The organism is Paenibacillus barengoltzii NBRC 101215 (genome assembly GCF_004000745.1).
In the GTDB taxonomy this organism is placed as follows: domain Bacteria; phylum Bacillota; class Bacilli; order Paenibacillales; family Paenibacillaceae; genus Fontibacillus; species Fontibacillus barengoltzii.
Window position 1 is genome coordinate 15773 of record NZ_BILV01000013.1, and the last position, 21524, is coordinate 37296.

General features: G+C 51.3%; 14 protein-coding genes and 1 pseudogene. 13 read left to right on the forward strand and 2 right to left on the reverse strand.

Going from position 1 to position 21524, the window contains the following annotated elements:
* The first annotated feature begins 151 nt into the window (after positions 1 to 151).
* Together PBA01S_RS05555 and PBA01S_RS23285 are read left to right on the forward strand one after the other, a co-directional pair.
* Positions 152 to 592, forward strand: a complete 441-nt coding sequence (locus PBA01S_RS05555) for a VOC family protein (RefSeq protein ID WP_009222862.1) — start codon at positions 152 to 154, stop codon at positions 590 to 592.
* 35 nt (positions 593 to 627) lie between these two features.
* Positions 628 to 862 (forward strand): annotated as a pseudogene (locus PBA01S_RS23285) (DinB family protein); the annotation flags it as partial.
* 22 nt (positions 863 to 884) lie between these two features.
* On the opposite strand, the gene PBA01S_RS05565 reads toward PBA01S_RS23285, so the two are convergent.
* Positions 885 to 1346 carry an AraC family transcriptional regulator gene (locus PBA01S_RS05565; RefSeq protein WP_009222864.1) on the reverse strand — a complete coding sequence of 154 codons (462 nt, stop codon included), beginning with the start codon at positions 1344 to 1346 and terminating at the stop codon, positions 885 to 887.
* Positions 1347 to 1553: 207 nt separating this feature from the next.
* Between PBA01S_RS05565 and PBA01S_RS05570 the strand changes: the two genes are divergently transcribed.
* From PBA01S_RS05570 to PBA01S_RS05610, 9 genes are all read left to right on the forward strand, one after another.
* Complete coding sequence (locus tag PBA01S_RS05570) at positions 1554 to 2126, forward strand: MSMEG_1061 family FMN-dependent PPOX-type flavoprotein (protein WP_255315295.1); 573 nt, start codon at positions 1554 to 1556, stop codon at positions 2124 to 2126.
* Positions 2127 to 2188: 62 nt separating this feature from the next.
* Positions 2189 to 3793 carry an extracellular solute-binding protein gene (locus PBA01S_RS05575; protein WP_127575525.1) on the forward strand — a complete coding sequence of 535 codons (1605 nt, stop codon included), beginning with the start codon at positions 2189 to 2191 and terminating at the stop codon, positions 3791 to 3793.
* Between the two features lie 11 nt (positions 3794 to 3804).
* Positions 3805 to 5610, forward strand: a complete 1806-nt coding sequence (locus PBA01S_RS05580) for a sensor histidine kinase (RefSeq protein WP_127575544.1) — start codon at positions 3805 to 3807, stop codon at positions 5608 to 5610.
* Positions 5555 to 7150, forward strand: coding sequence for a response regulator (locus PBA01S_RS05585; RefSeq protein WP_127575526.1), 1596 nt, complete (start codon positions 5555 to 5557; stop codon positions 7148 to 7150). The genes PBA01S_RS05580 and PBA01S_RS05585 overlap by 56 nt, the downstream gene beginning before the upstream one ends.
* 1043 nt (positions 7151 to 8193) lie before the next feature.
* Positions 8194 to 9123, forward strand: coding sequence for a DUF2268 domain-containing putative Zn-dependent protease (locus tag PBA01S_RS05590; protein ID WP_127575527.1), 930 nt, complete (start codon positions 8194 to 8196; stop codon positions 9121 to 9123).
* 285 nt (positions 9124 to 9408) lie between these two features.
* Positions 9409 to 10386 (forward strand): ABC transporter permease, encoded by a 978-nt coding sequence (locus PBA01S_RS05595; RefSeq protein ID WP_051416822.1) that lies wholly within the window; start codon positions 9409 to 9411, stop codon positions 10384 to 10386.
* Between the two features lie 18 nt (positions 10387 to 10404).
* Positions 10405 to 11319, forward strand: a complete 915-nt coding sequence (locus tag PBA01S_RS05600) for a carbohydrate ABC transporter permease (protein WP_009222871.1) — start codon at positions 10405 to 10407, stop codon at positions 11317 to 11319.
* Positions 11320 to 11426: 107 nt separating this feature from the next.
* Entirely contained in the window at positions 11427 to 12968 is a 1542-nt protein-coding gene (locus tag PBA01S_RS05605; protein ID WP_036699297.1) for an extracellular solute-binding protein, read from the forward strand.
* A 30-nt stretch (positions 12969 to 12998) separates the two neighbouring features.
* Positions 12999 to 17729 carry an S-layer homology domain-containing protein gene (locus PBA01S_RS05610; protein ID WP_028537871.1) on the forward strand — a complete coding sequence of 1577 codons (4731 nt, stop codon included), beginning with the start codon at positions 12999 to 13001 and terminating at the stop codon, positions 17727 to 17729.
* Positions 17730 to 17800: 71 nt separating this feature from the next.
* Here PBA01S_RS05610 and PBA01S_RS05615 read toward each other — a convergent pair whose 3' ends face one another.
* A complete protein-coding gene (locus PBA01S_RS05615) occupies positions 17801 to 19378 on the reverse strand; it encodes an FAD-dependent oxidoreductase (protein WP_028537870.1) in 1578 nt (525 codons plus the stop codon).
* 233 nt (positions 19379 to 19611) lie between these two features.
* On the opposite strand from PBA01S_RS05615, the gene PBA01S_RS05620 reads away from it, so the two are divergent.
* Both PBA01S_RS05620 and PBA01S_RS05625 read left to right on the forward strand, forming a co-directional pair.
* Positions 19612 to 20673, forward strand: a complete 1062-nt coding sequence (locus PBA01S_RS05620) for a Gfo/Idh/MocA family protein (protein ID WP_028537869.1) — start codon at positions 19612 to 19614, stop codon at positions 20671 to 20673.
* Positions 20670 to 21512, forward strand: a complete 843-nt coding sequence (locus PBA01S_RS05625) for a Gfo/Idh/MocA family oxidoreductase (RefSeq protein ID WP_028537868.1) — start codon at positions 20670 to 20672, stop codon at positions 21510 to 21512. The genes PBA01S_RS05620 and PBA01S_RS05625 overlap by 4 nt, the downstream gene beginning before the upstream one ends.
* The last annotated feature ends 12 nt before the right edge of the window (positions 21513 to 21524 follow it).

Genomic DNA, 21524 nt, shown 5'->3' on the forward strand with positions numbered 1-21524 from the left:
CACTTTCATATTAAATGATCACTTCCTTTAATCGACCGTAAAAAGAAAACTTGTCCCATCTGTGAAGATGAGGGAGTGGCAGATATAGAAGGGAGGGTTACATTTTTCGTAGAAATATAAGGAAGATCATTTTTTTAGGAGAGTGTTATGAATGAGTCATAACTTTAAATTTTCTCGTATTGGCAATGTGTACGTACCAACATCACATATCGATGAATCCATTCAGTGGTACAAAGATCATCTGGACTTTAGATTGATGAACAAATTCGAGGATCGCGGATCTCTTTTAGCCGTGTTGCATCATCCGCATAAACATTCGATTGCATTACTGTTGATCGAGACGGAGAATCCAAACCGCCTTGAAATTCTTCGGAACGGGAAACCATTTCCTATCATGTCGATCTATTGTCCCGATATCGAATATACCCATGAGAATCTGCGAAGCAAGGGCGTGGATGTAGGAGATTTGATGACGCTGGGAAATGGTGAAGCCAAGTATTTTTATTTTCGAGACAATGAGGGGAATCTTCTAGAAGGGGCTTGGTCCATATGGGATCCAGTAGATGAATACAAAGATGATTTTTTAATGTAAATTTGCCAGGAGCCAAGCGGATCAAGTGGAGGTAGGTTACCCCATTTGTATATGAATGGAACGAGCAGCTGGAAGACCGCGTGATGATCGACATCACGGATGATGGGGAACGAGAGGCCCATACATACGGCGAAGTGATGCGGCATGTGATCGCCCATGAGATTCACCATATCGGTTAATTATCCGTTTGGGCACGCGAAATGGGAAAGAAGCCGATCAGCCAATCTCATTGGCAGGGGATTATTTCCTCAACCCGACCAACATTCATGATCGGGTTGAGTTTGGATCTACCTTAATTCAAACTTGTAATCGGCACGCAAATTTCACAAAACTCCTTCAGCAGCATTTCCCCAGTGTATCTCTCCAAAATCGGCCGATCGTCGATTTGATAGCCCTTGGCTTGAAGCGTGGGCATCAGCTCGGCCCATGCTTGCTGCATGGCCTGAGCCGTGTGCTTAATCGTACACACCAAGTAGTCTCCTCCGGAAATCTCGCCGATGTGGACAGTATCATCATCTAGAGGTTCATCCTGCGAAATGACAAGACAAGCATCATAACGGCAGTTCTTCGGTGGCGTGGTCTCCGGGTTATCCCAAGGGATACCAAGCAGGATGGCAGAATGATTGAGTAAGTTCCTCTCCGCACCCCAACGTTTCATTCTCTCCATCGCTTGAATGTTACCGGGACCATACGGACCCACCTGACGTACATAAGCGAAGCGATACCGGGGTAGCTTTTCGACTTTGAATTCCAAGGTATTTCCCTCCTTAAAAATTTAGGAATTATCACTTCCTCCCGAATCTAACATGAACTAAAATGATTTACCTCCAAAAATTTTAATTTTCAACTTTCGACAATTTCTCCGCATCCCGGTGTGTATAATTTCGTTAAGAGAAAACAAGCCCAGGGATTACAGAACAGGGAGGACACCTATGAATCCAATGATCGCTCTAAACAGGAAATCCATGCGCTATGCGGGTACCCCAGTGAAGTGGTAGACCACAAAGCGGTCCAGCGCATCGATGAACCTATCCGCGATTTTATTTCGAAATCTCCCTTGCTATTTATGGCGACGAGTGATGCTGCGGGCCATTGCGATGTTTCTCCGCGCGGGGATGAGGCAGGCTTCGTATTGGTTCTGGACGACCAGCATTTGGTCATTCCAGAACGGCCGGGGAACAAACGGTTTGACTCGTTAGGTAATATTTTGGATAACCCGCAGATTGGATTGATCTTTGTCATCCCCGGGTTAAAGGAAACGTTACGCATAAACGGACGTGCATGTATCGTCAAGGATCCGGAGTTGATGGCGCGAATGAAAGCCAAAAACAAGGTGCCGTTACTTGGAATTGGCGTACAGGTTGAAGAATGTTACATCCATTGCGCCAAAGCGTTCATGAGATCACAGGTATGGGAGACAAACAGCTGGTTATCGAAGGGAGCTTTGCCAAACCCGGCGGCAATTCTGGCGGAGCATACGAAGAAGCTGGGCAAAACAGAGCAGGAAATTCAGCAATCGTTGCAGGACAGCTAGAAGAACCGATTGTATTGATCAAGTCATGCGTTCACGAACCAGATGAAGGGAGTGGTAGTGACATGTCGATGAATCAGGCCAATACACGCTGTAAACGGGAACCGAAAACAACAAGATTACGAATCCGTCCCTTCCATTGGGCCGCTTGCTTGCTTCCTTTATCCCTCATGCTGTCCATCAGTGTCACGGGGTGCAGCTTCAATCCTTCCAAAAGTCCCTCCCCGTCTGGCGATGGGCGGGTTCGTCCTGAAATTCAAATCGTCATTTCCAACCTCGGTATGACCTTCCCCGAAGGCATGGACGAGAACGATAACCGCTATTTGAGCTATATCGAAGAGCAAACCGGCTTGGACATCCAGGTCAATACGCCCCCCACCGAAGTCTATGATGAGAAATTGGATGTCATCATGTCCTCGGGGAATCTCCCCGACATGCTGCATGCCTATGAACCCGTATGGTTCGACAATTATGTCAAGCAAGGGGCGCTCCTGCCGTTGGACGATCTGATCGATCAGTACGGCCCCCACCTGAAAGCAAAAATCCCCCCTGAAGTATGGGACCGTGTGAAATACGGCGGCAAAATTTATGCTGTTCCCAGTTTAAACGAAGTGACGGGCATCGAGTTGATGTATGCGCGAAAAGATTGGTTGGACCGGCTGGGCCTGGATCCGCCGGAAACGCTTAATGAGTATTACGAGGTCATTCGTGCCTTTGCCCAAGACGACCCGGATGGCAACGGCCTGCAGGACACCGTAGGCTTGACGTTCACGGCCAACCTTGGACGGTCCTCGCCGTTTTTTGGCGCCTTCGGAACGCAGCTGGATACCTGGTTTGAGCGGGACGGGAAATTGGTGTATGGCAATATCCTGCCGGAAACAAAGGAAGCACTGGGCTTCCTGGCCCGATTGTATCAGGAAGGATTACTGGAACGGGAGTTTCCGTTAAACCTTCAGACGAACTTGTCCGAGAAGATCGAGTACGGAAAAGTGGGGCTCTTCTCCGCAACCTGGTACGATACGCGCGGCCCGATAGCGGCCAATATGAAGCAAGACCCGAACGCTCGATGGATTCCCCTGGAATATCCGACAGGACCAAAGGGGGACAAAGGGGTATATGGGATCGATGTTATTCGCGGATACAACGTAATCCCAGCTAGTTCAACGCATGCGGCTGAGGTTATTCAACTGCTGGACTTTATCGCCAGCGATTATAAAACGCTAAAGCTTGGCTTTGAGAATGAAATTTGGCGCCAGGACGGAGATCGGATCGTTACAGACTTCGCACTGCATGACGAGAGTCTGTACCGGGGGATCTATCAATCCTTGGTGGACGTTCCTGATGAGACGTTGTTTAAGCTGCGGCTGGATTCTCTGGGGGATTTCAACTTGTACAACAATATCCAGACCATTCACCGCAATATTATGCCAAATGCATTTTACGGAATACCGACCCCTGCCATGGGAAAATACAACGAAAATCTGGATCGCTTAGAGGACGTTTTTGTCAAAATTATTATGGGTATCGAGCCACTGGATGCGTTCGACCGGTATATTGAGCAGTGGAAGGCGGCAGGAGGAAGTGAAATTACGAAAGAAGTGAATCGTTGGTACGAGAGCGAGAGCAGAAGAATGGGCAATTCTCTGGGCTTGGAAGGGGGAGAACGGTGATTCGATGGATCATGAACCGGTTTTCACACCATATTCAATTCAGGCTGACCGGATATTTTATCCTCATTTTGCTCCCGCTGGTCTTGATCAGTTTGTTTGCGGTGGAGCGATCACGGGATATTCTCTACAAGCAGGCGGTCCAGCGGACCGAAACGGCTCTCTCCTCGGCGATGAATCATTTTGATCTGGTGTTTCAGAACGTCGAGGAGATTTCAACGCTGATTGCCGGCGATCCTGCGATGAATGCGTTGCTGAACGAAAGCGGCAGCGACTTCTCGCCGCAATCCATCTTGGCGTTCTCTTCGATTTTGGAGCAGTTGTCGAATTCGGTCTCGGTGAACCGGTATATCTCCCAAATTTCCGTCTACCATCCCGCCTCGGGCATGCTGATCTCCACCCATTACGGCGGCAAGCAACTGGCAGGAGACGCGCAAAAAGAGTGGTTTGTGGAAACCGCCCGCCGTAATGGAACAGGGATTTCTTATGTTAAGGCTGACTATGCTGTGACGGATGAAGTGACCTTTGGGCAATTAACGAACTCCGACAGCATTTCGCTGCTGCGGGCGATGGATTTGTATAACAGCAATCGGCAAGCCAACCTACTGGTCGTCTCGTTCAGCAAGAATAAATTACTAAATATCATAAAAACCCTGCTGCCTTCTGAGAACAGCCGGATTGTCCTGTCGAATGAAAAGGGAGAGGTACTGCTAGAAGCTGGCAAGCCTTCGGCATTACATCTGCCGGATCAGGATATGACCGTTACGATCGATTCTTCCTATTCACCTTGGCAACTGACGCTGGTTCAGCCCAAAAGCGAGCTGTATCGGGAGACGGATCAACTGCGGCTGTTTACTTTTTCAATTATTGGGTTGAGTTTAATTTTGGCTCTTATCGTATCTTGGGTGGTTTACAGCGGAATTGCCTCCCCGGTATTGAAATTGGCTAAGGGGATGAGGCGCTTGAGTAACGGTGAGCTTAACGCACATGTCAGCACAAATCGGAAGGATGAATTTGGGTTTCTCATTCAATCCTTCAATCGCATGGCGCTGGTGCAGAAGCATTTGATCGAGGACCATTATGAGCAGCAACTGCGACTGAAGACAACCGAGCTTCGGTTTCTGCAATCGCAAATCAACCCGCATTTTTTATATAACACGCTCGATTCGATTTACTGGATGGCGAAGAATTACGATGCAGAGGAAATCAGCGAAATGGTGATGAATCTCTCCAGCTTTTTCCGATTGAGCCTGAACAAAGGTCGGCAGGAGTTTACGGTTGAAGAGAGCATCGCTCATTTAAATTATTATTTGCGGATTCAACAGCTGCGTTTTATGGACAATTTCCAAGTGGAATATCGGATCTCGGAGCAAAGCAAGCGGATTCCGTTGCTCAAGCTGCTGCTGCAGCCAATTGTGGAAAATGCCATCATCCATGGCATGGAGGGAAAAGAAGCGGACGGTTATTTGGTCATCTCCAGTTGGGTGGAGCAGGATCATACACTTCACATCCGCGTGGAGGATAATGGGCCGGGGATTGAGGAAGAGCGGCTTCGTTACATTCAACAGGAGCTTGACCGGATGGATCTCCGCAAGATTGTGGCCTATTCGCAGGATGAGGAGCAGGTGAAGGATCTCTTTGGCCTGCGGAATGTGCTGAGCCGGATGAAGCTGTATTATGGACCGGAGGCACGGCTTATCGTACAAAGCGCTCCGGGGGAAGGAACGACCGTGACGTTATCGATTCCATTAAAGGAGGATCAGGATGAATCTGATGATCGTGGAGGACGAGCCCCGGCTGCGGCAAGCGCTAGCCTATAACATCATGTGGGAGTCGCACGGCATCGACATGATTGGTACTGCAGCAAACGGTCTGGATGCTCTCAGACTTATGGAACGCAAGAAGCCGGATCTTATGCTGATCGATGTGCAAATGCCGGGCATGGACGGATTGGAGCTGTTGCGGGAGCTTAAAGGGCGGGGCTTGCTTAACCGGTTGATGAAAATCATTATTTTAAGCGGACACGACAACTTTGAATTTGCCCAGATTGCGCTTAAGCATGGGGTTTCGCGATATTTACTGAAGCCGGCGGGCGAGCCGGAGATCTTGGAAGCGGTCTTGGATGCCCGGCGCCAGCTGCAGCAGGATCTTGAGGAATGGCGACGGCAGACTGCTTTAGAGAAGCAGTGGTTGTCCAACCTGCCGCATTTGCAAAACCTGTTCTTCCTTCAGTGGGCGGCCGGCAAGATGGGACGGGAGGAAATTCTGGCGAAAAGCCATGAACTACACATTTCGTTTCACCGGGAGGATCGGATCGCGGTTGCGGCGGTGGAACTGGACCCTATCCCGGAGGTGGGGGAAACGACGGAGATGCAGAAGTTTACGCTCCAGCTACTCGCCAAAGAGCTGTTAACTCCACCCAATTGGTGGATTGCCGCCAACTCGGACATGAATCTGATGATGGTTTATGTGATTAGCCCGGAGGATGATGCGAGCGAGGCGTTGCTGCGGATGAATGCGGATTTGTCCCAGTTGCTCTCCCGAACCAAAGAAGTGCTGCAGCGGACCGCAAGTGCTGGACTTTGTGCGGCGGTGGGGCCGTTAGAGCAATTGTCTGCCTTGTACCGACAGGCTTGCCACGCGCTCCAGGAGCGAGTCGTGTACGGACATGACTTAGTCATTCCGTACCGAGAAACTGACGGGGAGATCGTGCGGCCTTTTGCCATCGAACCGCATCTGGAGAAGGAACTCGAGATCGGGATGGAGACCGCTGATGAGGCCAAGGCAATGGCGGCTTTGCAGGGAATATGGGATACGTTGGTTGCGAGAATGGAATCTTCGGACGATTTTCATGAAGCGGTGCTTTTTGTGCTTGGCTTATTTGTTCGAATGATTCAAAAGCGGGGATGGACGACCAAGCAAGTGCTCGGCGACGAAGCGCAGTATATCCAGAACGTAAGTCTGCTAAGCACTCAAACGCAAACTTGGGCGCTGCTGACGAGAAGCGTGCAACGTATCGTCGCCTATGTGAAGGAGCAGCGAAAAGCGAGCAGCCACCAGGTCGTGAAAGAGGTCCTTCGTCTGGTGAACGAGGAAATGGATCAAGAACTGACGCTGCACATGGTGGCAGATCGCATGTATATCAACTCCTCTTACCTCAGCCGACTGTTTAAGCAGGAGATGGGCGTGGCCTTTTCGGATTACGTCCTTGAACGCAAGATGGAGCGGGCCAAAGCGTTGCTACAGGAAGGGCACAAGGTCTACGATGCCGCGCGTTCGGTAGGTTACCGGGATGTCAGCTACTTCACCAAGGTGTTCCGCAAGTACTGGGGAGTGAATCCCGGGGAGTGTAAGGGGTAGTTAAGGTATAGGCAGTGGTGCAGGTATAAATGTAGGTATAGGTGCAGGTATAGATGTAGGTGTAAGTGTAGGTATAGGTGTAGGTGTAAGTGTAGGTACAGGTGTAGGTGTAGGTGTAGGTTTAGTTTAGGTCCAGGCTCAGCTTCGGTTTGGCCCGACTCAACTAGTGCTGCCGGAGATGACACAGATCGAGCCTACCGTGGCAGCTGCAAGTCTGCCTGGGCAGCCGCAGCTTCAGCTCTAACGCTTGTGAGCAACGCTAATTGGGGAATTCCGGCGTGGTTTGCAAACTAACGCTGATCAGGAAGCTTATTTCTCGGTTTTGTGCGTGAAATGGGCCGATTTTCCGTAAATAAGCTATCTGGTAAGCGTTAGAATCGAAAATCCCCCGATTTTCGCGAAATAAGCGCCGTGGTAAGCGTTAGAGAGAAATGTGCACGGAGAAAGACCTGCCTAGCAGTTGACTGTGTCGCATCTGGGGCAGAAAAGAGGACGGAGCGAGTATACTGAACAGAGGGATGCTTCGGATCTACGGCCGGAAATTAGTACAGATCGAGCCTACCGTGGCAGCTGCAAGTCTGCCTGGGCAGCCGCAGCTTCAGCTCTAACGCTTGTGAGCAACGCTAATTGGGGAATTCCGGCGTGGTTTGCAATCTAACGCTGATTAGGAAGCTTATTTCTCGGTTTTGGGCGTGAAATGGGCCGATTTTCCGTAAATAAGCTCTCTGGTAAGCGTTAGAATCGAAATTCCCCCGATTTTCGCGAAATAAGCGCCGTGGCAAGCGTTAGAGAGTGATGAATACAGCAGAGCACGGGGCGAACTCACCTGGCGGTGCTGTGCCAAGCGTTAGCGGGATTACCATCAGCACGCATGGGGGTATGCCAAAACGCCGGACAGAAACACTTGACAGAAGCGCTTAACACAAACACACGACCCAAACCCAACATAAGCCCCTGATAGAACGGCGGAAAACCAGCCTTGACTATGACGTAACGTCATAGCTCATAATTCTCCCTAAGTAAATGAACTAGGAGTGAGAATGATGAACATTACAACGCTGCGTTCCGATCATATTTATCGCAAAGTCGCTGAAGCTGCGCCCGAGGACAAGCTTGAATTGTTCCGCAATGAAATGATGGGTCCCTTTATGGGACAATGGAAAATACAGCAAATTCCATTTCGAGCGGAAGAGCCGAATGGTTTTGATGTGGTGACGTTTAACAGTATGATGCACCGATCCCCCGATGAGATTACCCCGGAGATTTCTCCAGAGATCGAGTGGATCTCGTCGGATTCCTTCTGGTCTGAATGTGAGGAGGCTATCAGAGAAAGCTTATGTCTTTTTGTGGAGCATGGAATTCACCTCCCTGTATCCGACTACATCTTCACGATCCAGTTAGGAAAACCGGAAAATCGTTCCCTTGTCATTAACGAAGGATACAGCGGATTTGGAGGCATTCCCGGTTATATCTGGGGGACGCTTCTGCCCAATGCGTACACGGTTCCTCGGATGAAGGTGGCGCTGACGCATGAATGCAACCATAACGTAAGATATCAATTTATTCGTTGGAATCCCAATGTTCATTTAGGCGAGCTTATTGTAAGCGAGGGATTAGCTGAGAGTTTTGCGACTTATCGATTTGGAGAAGAATGGTTGGGACCTTGGGTAGCCAAAACAGACGCCGAAACCCTAAATCAACGCATCAAGCCGGTACTTAGAGAACGGCTGCAGGTTACCGGATTCGATCAAATTACGCCGTATCTATATGGAGATGAAATCGCTAAGGTGCAAAATTATCAACCTGCCAATATGCCGTACTGCGCTGGTTACGCTTGCGGATATCATTTAATCCAGTATTACTTAATACAAACAGGCAAAACGATCTTCGAGGCAACGATCACGCCTGCGGATCACATACTGGAGGAAGTCAAAGGTTTTTGGGACGAAGAAACCATAATTAACGGTTCATGATATCGTTCAAACTATTTTGCCCAATATGGTCATGTAGATTTCGCCAATTTTCTATACGAAGCCATTGTGCACAACCTAGGTCAAGCCGTGAAATAACCATAGCCACACCCATCATTGAAGCCGCAAGGCTTCTTTTTTTGTGCCCGTCAAAACCGAGAAGCCATCATTTTACCACAAATAGTAATTGGTCTCTCCTACTCAGCTAGGCGGTCCGATTTTACAATATGTTCACAAGATGGTCACAGATGAACGATGGGACTATGAAGTGCGAAAGGGGGCAAGCGGATGCAATTAAAGACCAGAACCGTGGCAGAATCAGCTCAATCCCAAAAAACACCTCAAGTGAAACGAAGCTATTGGAGGCGGCTGGGATTCGACATCCGGAAGGAATGGGATCTCTATCTCATGCTCGTGCCGGGCATTTTATTCATCTTGCTGTTCAAGTATACACCGATGTACGGAATTACGATTGCCTTCAAGGATTTTAATATTTTCACCGGATTTGCGGACAGCCCATGGGTGGGGTGGAAGCATTTCGAGCGGCTGTTTATGTCGCCGGACTTTGCCCAAGTGTTTAGAAATACGGTCATCATCAGTTTTCTGAAGATCGTTATTTTGTTTCCGTTACCGATCGTGGTTGCGCTGATGCTCAATGAGATGCGGAATATGATCTTCAAACGGACGGTGCAAACCGTGATCTATCTGCCTCATTTCCTGTCTTGGGTTATCGTTGGCGGATTGTTTATGGATTTACTATCAACAAACGGCGGGATCGTTAACAAAGCGCTCACCGCGATGGGGATGGAGCCGATCGCGTTCTTTCTGGACAACAGCGTGTTTCGCAGCGTCCTGATCACTTCGGCGGGCTGGAAGGAAACCGGCTGGAGTACGATCGTCTACCTGGCGGCGTTCACCACCATCGATCCCATGCTCTATGAAGCGGCAAGGATGGATGGAGCCGGGAGATGGAAGCAGCTGTGGCATATTACTTTGCCGGGGATCGCGCCGGTCATCATCCTGATGTTTATCCTGCGGCTCGGCAGCGTGCTGGAAGCCGGAACGGAACAGATCTTGGTGATGTACAATCCCGTCGTCTATCAGGTGTCAGACGTCATCGGCACGTATGTGTACCGCCGCGGGTTGGGCAGCCAGGATTACAGCTTTTCCACAGCGGTGGGACTGTTTGAGGCCGTAATCTCCTTCACCTTGGTCATTGCAGGGAACGCAGCCAGCCGCAAATATTTACAGCGCGGGATTTGGTAGGAAAGGGGGAGCTCATACATGGATCATAAACAAGCCTTGGAAGGATTGCAGCCGCGCGGAGTGATCAAAACCTCGTTTTCCGAAAAATGCTTTACCGTTTTCAATTACGTCTTCTTTATTCTGCTAGGGCTGACAACATTGCTTCCGTTCGTCAATTTGCTTGCCAAGTCCTTGAGCAGCGAAAGCGCCGTAATCTCAGGAAGGGTGGGGTTGCTTCCGGTAGGACTGCAATTTGAGACATATCACTATGTGCTTCAAGACTCCATGTTCCTCAATTCGCTGAAGGTATCCATCGCCCTGACGGTGATCGGAACGGCATGCAGTTTGTTTCTGACGACGCTCACGGCTTATCCCTTGTCTAAAGTACGGCTGCGTGGACGAAAAGGGATCTTGTTGATTTTCGTTTTTACCATGTTGTTCAGCGGCGGGTTAATTCCCACCTATCTGCTGATGCAGAACCTGAACCTGGTCAACTCCTTCCCGGTCTTGTTCCTCCCGGCGATGGTAAACGTCTACAACATGCTGATCATAAAAAACTACTTTGAAGGCCTCCCGGAAGAATTGGAAGAATCGGCTAAACTGGACGGGGCGGGGAATATCCGAATCCTCATGTCGGTCATGCTCCCCTTGTCGCTGCCGGTGCTGGCGACGATTGGTTTGTTTTTTGCCGTAGCGTTCTGGAACGACTATTTCACGGCCATGATTTACATCAGTGACCCGGCCATTAAGCCGATGCAGCTGTATTTGAAGGAGCTGCTCGTTTCCTCCAGCGGGGATTTCCTGAAGGATAACATCGATGCAGCGATTAACACCACCCCGCAGTCGATCCAAGCTTCCTCCATCTTGCTGGCGACCATTCCGATTCTGCTCGTATATCCTTTCTTGCAAAAATACTTCGTAAAAGGCGTGCTGGTGGGTTCAGTGAAAGGTTGAAGCAACATGGCTCGATTAAGGCTAACACCTGAAGGGAGGTGATGAGCTCCGCTTGCAGTAGAACCCCAGTAGAAACCCAAAAACAACCGATTTGAAGGAGGGTATATATGAATTTAAAGATGAAAAAAACGTCAGCGGTACTTACCGCCATCCTTGGCTTTGCCCTAGTGTTGTCCGGTTGCGGCGGCGGAGGAGGCGAAACGTCAGAGCCTGCTGCGACTGAACCATCGGGAGGAAACACCAACACATCAACAACAGAAGGCAGTAACAGCGGGGGAGGCACGGACAAACCAGATTTGCGGATGATCATGCAATACGGGCTGTTTGATCCGAAGACCGAATACGTCGCAAAATACATCGAAGAACGCACCGGGTTTCATGTGGAATATGAATTGCTGCCGGCGGAGAACGCTGATGAGAAGCTGAACTTGATGGTATCCAGCAAAGAAAATTACGACATCGCCAAGCTGAATGCCGCCCAATTCTACAATCTGGCTTCGGCGGGGGCACTCGAACCGATGGATGAACTGCTGGAGGCCCATGGCAACTATATTAAGCAGTCGATCAAGCCGGAGTCCTTCGCCAGTGCTACGATCGACGGCAAGATCTACGGGATTCCCGAAACGGGAGCGGGTGTGAGCATCGGTGAAGAGCTGGTCGTTCGCCAGGATTGGCTGGATGAGCTGGGCTTGTCCATCCCAACGAACCGCGATGAACTCTATACGGTACTTAAGACGATCAAGGAGAAGAAAAATGTCATCCCGCTGACGCTGAGCAAGGACTCCATCTACGGCGACATTGCGGCTACTTTTGGCGTGCTTACCGATTGGAAGGAAGTCGACGGCAAGCTGGTTCACCGGGCGGAGCAGCCGGAGATGAAAGAATACATTACCTTCATGAACAAGCTGTATAAAGAAGGATTACTGGACACCGAAACGCCGCTCAATACCGCTCAAGAATCGATTGAGAAGTTTTCTGGCGGCAAAGCAGCGATGTATAAGCTGGCCTGGTGGAATGCGGGATCTGCGATCGCGGCGTTGCAGAAGAACTTCCCTGAGGCCAAGACGTCGATCATTCCTTATCTGAAAGGACCGGACGGAAAAGCCGTCGTTGGCGCAAAAGCAAATGTGACCTGGTACATCGGCATTTTGAAATCCTCCAAAAATAAAGAAGCGGCCATGGAATTCCTGAATGCGAAGCTGGAGCCGGAGACATTCAAAGGCATCGCGCTGGGTCAAGAAGGGGTTCACTATGAAGTGAAGGACGACAAATATTATCCAATTCTCCCGATCTTTAATGAACAGTTAAACAATGCGAGCAACTTCCTGACTGGCGTGGACGAAGAGAAATATCCGATCTATTGGCAAGCCCGCGTGCGGAAGGATCCGGTGCTTCAGGCGCATTTTGAAGCGTTCCAGAAAAATGCAGAAGGTCTGGTTGTTGTTGATCCGATGTCTACGGCGCCGCCCATTGAAGCTGTGTCCAAAAATCTACTGAAGCTGACAACGATGCTGGATGACAATGTGCTACAGTTTATTTCCGGGGCGAAGCCGATTGAACAATACGATCAATTCTTGGCGCAATGGAGAGCAGAAGGCGGAGCTGACATGGTAGCTGCGGCGAACGAATGGTTTCAGTCTACGAAATAAGCCATCCTCACATCAAAAGGAGGCATCTGGATGAAACGTATGTTGCAGAGGCGAATGGCCGGAGTGATTTGTCTCACCATACTGGCGGCGTTGTTTTGGCCGGGGATGCCCATCGCCTCCTCGGCCGCAGATCCGGAGGAACTTCCGAAGGCGGAAGAGACTTCAAGCGAACCGGTTCAGTTTGTGAAAGACGAAGGGAGCATTGCGCTTGAATTCACGGACGTTAACGCTGCGGCTGTCTCATTCGAGGGAAAGGCGGATTATCTTGCCTTGTTCACCAGCGGGGCGACCGTAACCGATGCCACATATGGGCCTGTGACGGAGGTGTGGATTGCGGAAGGGCAAGTGGCGCTCATCGTTGATGCCGAAGGGGTCGTGCAGGAAGTGGTTGGTCCCGTGGACGATCCTCCCACAACTTGGGATGCGGAGCGCATGCTCCCGATTCCAGAAGGAGGATACCTTGTGTTGGCGGGAGGGCAGAGCGCTTGGGACGAGTCGGCTTATCGACCGGCGCTTTTTCAGCAGGTTCATGTTGGGGACTCGGTGAAGCTGATGCGTGCAGGGGAAGAAGTGACAGCGGCAGATTTTATACCGGCAACGCCTGATCCGGACCCGGAGCCTGCTCCAGAGCCTCCCCCAGCCGCCGATCCAGAGCCAGAACCTGATCCTGATCCCGATCCGGAGCCTGTGCTTCCTGAGCTCATGCTGTTAACGGAAGACCAGACGACTGTGGACATTCCGGTCATCGAAGTTGCCGGGTTTGTGGCCAATTATGATGAGCAGCTGGAGCTTGCAGTTACGATAAATGGCGATCCGGCTGATTTATCGGCGGATGGGGTTTTTCGTGAACATGTGTATTTAATTACAGGAGCGAACGCAGTAACGGTCATCTTATTTCAGGCCGGGGAGGAATTGGAAAGGGAGACGTTAACGATCATGTATGAACCGTCGGACAATCAGGACTATATCGAAGTTGAAGCTGCACCAAAGGACATCACGATCGACGTTGATGGACCGCGGATCAAGATCGATTACGTGGATCGAGATGTGACTGGCGTGTCCAATATCGTTGCGTTGTTTACGAGAGACTATGGTGAATCGATCGAAATTCCACAGTACAACGTTGCCGTGCAGGTTGATGCCAACAACCAGGTCTTGCAGGTGATTAACCCTTCTATTAATGGCCAACCTCCCGTCTGGACCGGGCCCACTCTCCTTGATATTCCGGAGGAAGGTTATGTGCTGATGGCGCAGGACGACAGTTACGCGGGCAATTATATCAAGCGATTCCTCGCAGAGAATTTCAAAGTGGGAGACATCATAAAGCTTCGCAAGAATGGGGAAGTCGTATCTGTCCGGGATCTGATGAGCGGGAATGGTCCGATCGCCCGACTTAAGGTGGAGAATCAGCGGATGTACACGGTAACGGCCGACCATACGGTCCTGTCGGGAATGATCGAGAATATCGATGATCCGGCGTCCATCCAACTGCTGGTGAATGGGACTTCCGTTCCTTTTGAGGCGGATGGATCTTTTAGCTATGCTTACCCTTTAACGAAAGGCACTAACTACATTGAAATCACGGTGTTGAAAAATGAGATCGAGCAGGATCGCCGGGACTTGGCGGTATTTGCCCGGGACGATTTATCTGCTGATAAAGAAGTGATTCTATGGGTGGATCAAGCCTCCAACGCGAAAAAGTTTCAAACCAGCGAGCAGGTGCGCGCTTTTCTTCAAAAGGCTAAGGACACCGGAGTCACCTCCATTGCCTTGGATGTAAAGGGCGTGGAAGGCTATGTCTCGTATAAGAAAAATGATTTGACCGGACGGCCTTACGTCAGCGAACTTCAATCACCCGGGAGAGCTGGAGCCAACCCCGATCTGGACCTGCTGCAGGAGTTCATCGATCAGGGTCATGACCTGGGGTTGGAGATCCATGCGGTAGTTAACGTATTCGCCGAAGGGTCCATCGCTTATAACGAATACGCCGTGCTGAATGATCACCTGGATTGGGAAGAGCGCGTGCATTATGCGGAGAACAACGGTGAAATCAAACGGCTGCGGGAAAGCGCGAAGCAGGGCTTAGTCGCCTTCGTGAATCCGGCAAACGATGAGGTGCGTGAGTTCGAGCTGAAGACGTTTGAGGAGATTCTCAAAAATTATGACGTAGACGGAGTCGTGCACGACCGTGGACGTTACGATAATGAAGGTGCAGATTTCAGCGAGGAAACGAGAGTCAAGTTCGAGCAATTCTTGCTCCAGCGCGGCAAGCAGCTGAACGATTGGCCGAATGACATTTTTTACTATGAAAATAACGTCCGAGTGGATGGCCCGCTCATTCAGGATTGGTGGGAGTTCCGGTCAGGGGTGATCCAGAGCTTTTTTGGCGAAGTGAAGTCGCTGGTGGATTCCTACGAGGCTGAGTCGGGAAGAACGATCAAAGTGTCTTCTTACGTCGGTTCCTGGTATGAGACGTATTATCTCAACGGGGTGAACTGGGCGAGCAAAAATTTCCGCATCCATCCTTCCCTGGGCTTGCCGGTGGAGTCGATTTATACACCGGAGTATTACGATACCGGGTATATCGAACATCTGGATTTTCTGATGATTGGCGCTTATCAGACGACCAGTCAGGAGATTCAGAAGTACATTACGCTGGGGAACATTGTGACGAATGGCGAGATTCCGCTGTATGCGGGGATTGCCCTCAATAATGTACAGCTTCCAGCGGTTCAGCGGGAGGTATTCCAGGCGGGCTTGAGAACGACCAACGGACTCATGCTGTTCGACGCTTCCCAAATTAACTGGGCGATCGCCAAGGCCTCGCTGGAAGACCGCGAATGGGTGAAGGATTACCAGCTGGGCATGAGCTTGCCTGACAGTCCGGATACGTTCCTGGAAGGCCATTATTACAACGTGAACCGAGTGGAAGGCAACATTAATGTGCTGACGGACGCATTTGGAACAACGACGGGAACAAATCATTTTGGCGTTGAAGTGGTGGTGGATGACACGGGCGTTGTCACCCGCGTAGCCAACCGCAATCAGGCGATCAACTGGAGCTGGGGAGCGCCGGAGGAGAATAACAGCGTCATTCCGCCGGGCGGCTTCGTTATCTCGACCATTGATCCGTCGGGAGTTCGAACCAATCGGCAGCTTGTGGCCAACGCTTATGAGGTGGGGGATCAGGTTCGTTCCGCAGTATTAAGCGGCTTGATAGACGATGAGTTGCGCGAGACAAGAAACAGCCATTATTCGCTGGAAGGGACGGTTGAAGTGCTTGGTCCGGGGACGCCCTCCGTAAAAGTAAACGGGGAGTCCGCGTCCGTTTCCTCGACCGGAGTGTTTACGGCAAACGTTCCGTTATCGACAGGTATCAATTTTGTCCAAGTCGATGTCTTTGTGGATGATCTCAAAACGAACAGCCAGACCGTGCAAATCATTCGCACATCTACCGGGGATAGCGGCTCAAATCCTGAGCAGCCGGGATCGTCGGGCGGCAGCAGCGGGACGACGCCAACCCCGCCGATGAAGCCGGAGCGGCTGAACGTGGTGAAGTCTACGGCGGAGAATGGCCAGCAACTCGTTGACGCGAAAGCCGATTTGTCGAGGATGCTGGAGGAGATTAAGAGCCTTCATGCGAAACCAGTCCAATCGCAGCAGCTGCAATACCGCTTCACGGATACCGCCGACGTCCTCACCTTGCACTTGCCAACCGAGGGATTGGAGGCTGCGGTGAAGGAGTTGCCTAATGGCGTTATCTGGCTGGAGTCACCATTAGGCAAGTTAGAGCTGCCGGTTCAGGCTTTAGGTGAAGCTCTGCAACAGCGGGGGTCTGCAGACAGCTTGCAGATTCGCCTTGGAATCCCTGCCGAAGCGCAGGAGGAAGAGCTGCACCGCTTGTTGCCGGATCAGGCTGAACCGTTTGGTTCGTTATTGGAGGTGTCCTTCTTCTGGGAGCAGGGCGACACCTTAACTACACTGTCAGTCTTTAAGGGAGCCGAAGTTAAGTTTACGACTGTACCGCTGGCAGGGGCCGTTTCTGCCGATACGGTCACCGTTCTGCTTCTGCAGCCTTCTGCGGGCAACTATACGTTTGTGCCTGCGCTGATCAGGGAGGAAGGCGGGAAGGCCCAGATCACATTCCGATTGAAGGCCAGCGGCATTTACGCGGCGGTGGTACACCGGAAGACCTTCACGGATCTGAACGGACACTGGGCGGCTAATGAGGTTACGATGTTGGCCTCCAAAACGATCATTCAAGGCACCTCGGATAAGGAGTTCAGCCCCAATGCACCCGTTACGAGAGCAGAGTTTACGGCCATGCTCGTCCGTGCTCTCGGTTTGACTGGACCGCAGGCGAATCCGAACAGATCCTTCACCGATGTGAACTCGGGTGCGTGGTATGCGAGTGCGGTTGCTACGGCGGTGGAGAACGGACTAATTGAAGGCTTTGCCGACGGGGAGTTCCGTCCGAATGAGCAAATTACACGTCAACAGATGAGTGTGCTGCTGGTTCGTGGGTTGAAGCTAGCAGGAGCCGAGACTCCTGCTGGAAATCCGAGCGCCATACTGGCTGGATTTGAGGATCGCAGCCAAATTGGGGCTTGGGCTGAAGAAGCGGCAGCGATCGCCGTAGAATCCGGCTTAATGAAAGGGCGCGGGAATGGCAGCTTTGCTCCTGAAGCCTCGTCTACCCGTGCGGAAGCAGCAACGGTGCTTGCTCGAATGTTGCGGATGGCGGGACTGATCAATTCATAATGAAAATGAAAAAATGCCAGTCTGCGGAAGGCTTCATCCGCAGGCTGGCATTCTTTTTTTCTAGAAAAATATTAGACAGGGCGCAGCTTGGGCCACTGCAATTCAACCCCTTGGCTAAGAAGGCGCTGTTGAAAGTCGGATAAGGTTTCATCATGATTGCGTACGTCTGTTGGGAAGAGGTTGCGGTCCAAGCAGAAGCTGGCGCACATTCCCGCGGCTTCGCCGATGTTCCATTCCACGGGATGGAGCCGGTAACAGCCGTTGGTGATATGGGTAACCCCGATATTTTTGCCGGCGGCCAGTACGTTTTTGACCCGTTTCGGGATTAAGCTGCCCAGCGGAATTTGAAAGGGCAAGGAAGAGATATCAATGTACGGTCGGTTGCCTGTGCTCGGATGCAGATCGATGCGGTAACATCCGATTCCTACGGAATCCGGGAACTGCTCGGCTGCACCATCTGGTCGGGATGCCGTGGCGACATGCTGCTCCAGCACCGTAAACTCCGCTTGAATTCGTCTCGACTCTCGGATATAGGGGGCCATCGCCAGCCCGTCTTCCGTTCCAACCACGTCGCGGCGCAGGCGCAATCCGGGGTAACCTTGACCGCCATCCGGTCTGGGAGCTTCGGTCTGCAGCCAATACAACAGCGACAGGCTGAGCTGCTTAGCCTGATGGAGATGACGTGCGGCTTCTTCCTCTGGTACGTCGATAATGGAGCCAAGCCAATAATCGTTCTGCGGCCAGTTGATCAGGGAGATCGGACGGAAGCCGAAGCTGCTGTCGAAATGGGACGGCTCCAGGATTTGCCGGTATTGAAACAGCGGGAACTTGCCTCCGTAACCCGGAAATATCTCATACTCCACCGGCTCGTTCGTAGCTGGCCTCACGCCGGTTAAGCTCAATAGCCGATCCGGCCAGAAGTCGGCTTGATATTGTCTCCAGAACTCGTACATCTCAGGCTTGTCGATGAGATGTTCTTCCCCGTCGGCATAGTCTACGGCAAAGCAATACGTGAAGCTCTGGATGTCCTGCGGCGCCGGATCTCCATCGATTGCATGAGGCTCGCCGGTCTGTGCTTTCGATTCGGCCCCGGTTACATACTCAATTCCTGCAAGTGGAAGCAAGTCTCCAAGTTCGGTGGCATCGAGAAAAAACGGCGCCTCAAGCACCAGTTCATCCCCGGTGTCGAGATGACGTACCGTCACACTGCGGACGGCATCTCCTTCAGTTTCGGCTTGCTGGAGGCGATAACGGTGAAGAATCGTCAGCCTTCCGCTGTGCAGGTAAGGGGCTAGCATCTGCTCAAGCACAGCCAGTCCAACGCGGGGATCATGACTAATCCGGCTGACGATGCCGCCGCCGGGATTGAGTTCGGGTAGGTTACGCGCCGCCGGTGTTAACGGATAATGATCTCGATAGTACTGGCGTATGCCATTGCGGAATCTTCGGTAAGTTCTTGTACAGCCAAAATGCTCAATCCAGGGGTGCTCATCCGGCGGAACGGCCTGACTGGTCAGTTGCCCGCCAATCCAAAGCGTCTCCTCCGTCATGATGACGGTTTTGCCTGAAGCTGCCGCGGCTAGAGCTGCGGCGGTTCCTCCGGTACCACCCCCAAGGATGACGATATCCGCCTTCATTTCGCGTTTCATCGCTTCCATTCTCCTTTTGTCCTGAGATTCATCGTCTGACGTCAGGTTGCCCATGATTGCATTCATTGTAGATGGTTAGGCCAGAGAACGGTACGGGAAGCGGGTGACCTTTTATGGTAATTTGATGTAGTTTTGCCTTCTGACTTATTCCAATTTGCGACTGATCTGGTATGCTAGGAATCATCATAGACTTATCTTGATCCGACGATTTCTAGTTAGCAGGAGGGAAGCTGATGAACAAGATCACCATTGCCGTGATTGGCTGCGGCACGATTGCAAACCACGCCCACATCCCGTCTTACCTGAACCACAAGCATGTAGAAATCAAGTATTTCTGTGACATCCTGAAGGAACGCGCCGAGGCGGCTGTCACCAAATACGAATGCGGACAGGCGATCACAGATTACCGGCAGATCGTTGAAGATCCGGAGGTGGATGCTGTATCCATCTGTACGCCTAATGCTTCGCACGCGACGATTGCCATTGATTGCCTTCGTGCGGGGAAGCATGTGCTTTGCGAGAAGCCGGCAGCCCGGACTTACGAAGAAGCCTTAGAAATGCAGAAGGTCCAGCATGAGACGGGCAAAGTGTTGAATATCGGGGTCGTGAATCGGTACAACGAAAGTGTCAATCGCATCAAAAACATGATCCAAAACGGCGAGCTTGGCGAGTTGTATCATGTGTACGCCAGCTTCCGCGCCCACCGATCGATTCCGGGTTTAGGCGGCGCTTTTACGACGAAAGCGATCGCCGGTGGCGGGGCGCTGATCGACTGGGGTGTTCATTTTATCGACATCGTCATGTACTGTGCGGGCGATCCGAAGCCTAGAACCGTTACCGGTCAAGCCTATTCCAAACTGGGGAAAGACATGGAGAACTATACGTATCTCAAAATGTGGGCAGGACCGCCGGATTATCACGGTACGTATGATGTCGATGACTTCGTGACCGCATTGATCCGTACCGAAGGCCCGACGATTTCCTTGAACGGAGCTTGGGCGCAGAACATCGGAGTTGAGGAGATGTTTATCGACTTCCTGGGCGACAAGGGCGGCATACGGTTGAACTACGGCAGGGATTTTACCTTCTATACAGCCAAAGACGGCGCTCTGATCGAAACAACGCCAAAGTTCACCTCCGGGAATATGTATCAGCAGGAAATCGATGGATTCCTGGAGTGCATCCAAACGGGGGAGAAGCAGCCCTCCCATATTGACACCGTCATCCTGTCCTCTCGCATTATTCAGGCGATTTATGATTCGTCCGACAAAGGGGAGGAAATCGCGCTCTCATGAAAAAAATCGGGTTTATCGACCTGCATCTCGACCAGTTCCATGCCAACAAATATCCCGGGTGGATTGAGCAGGCTTCTGATGGTGCCATGAAGGTTACGTATGCTTATGGCAAAAAAGACAAGGAGAACGGAATTACAAACGAAGCATGGTGTCAAGCGCACGGTATCGAGTTGTTGCCGTCCATTCAAGACGTTGTGGAGCGGAGCGATACCTTGATCGTGTTATCGCCTGACAACCCAGAGTATCATGAGGAGTTGTCGCAGCTTCCACTCAAGTCGGGCAAGCCGACCTACATCGATAAGACGTTTGCTCCAGACCGGGAGACAGCGGTGCGCCTCTTCAACCTGGCCGCGCAGCACGGAACGCCGATGTATTCGACGTCGGCGCTCCGTTTTGCCAGCGAATATGCGGAGATTGACCCGGAAGGGATTCAAACGATTTGCAGCTGGGGGCCTGGCGCTTTCGATAACTATTCAATTCATCAAATCGAGCCGATCATCCGTCTGATGGGGCCCGCTCCCAAGCGCATCATGTTCACCGGGACGACGGATTCCCCTGCACTGCTCATCGACTTTGGGGAAGGGCGGCAAGCATCAATCCACCATCTGGGGGACAATTGCCCGTTTACCCTTGGCATCAAATACGGGAACGGAACCTTTAAGCAACCCACGGCGGCCTCCAATTTCTTTGAGCCGTTTATCCGGAACCTGGTGACATTCTTTGAAACCGGTCAGCCCGCAGTTGACCCGGCCGAAACTGTAGCCGTGATTACCATCATCGAGTACGGATTGAAGGCAGCTGAAACACCCGGGGTTTGGTTGGATTTGCCATCATCCTAATCATATTTAGCA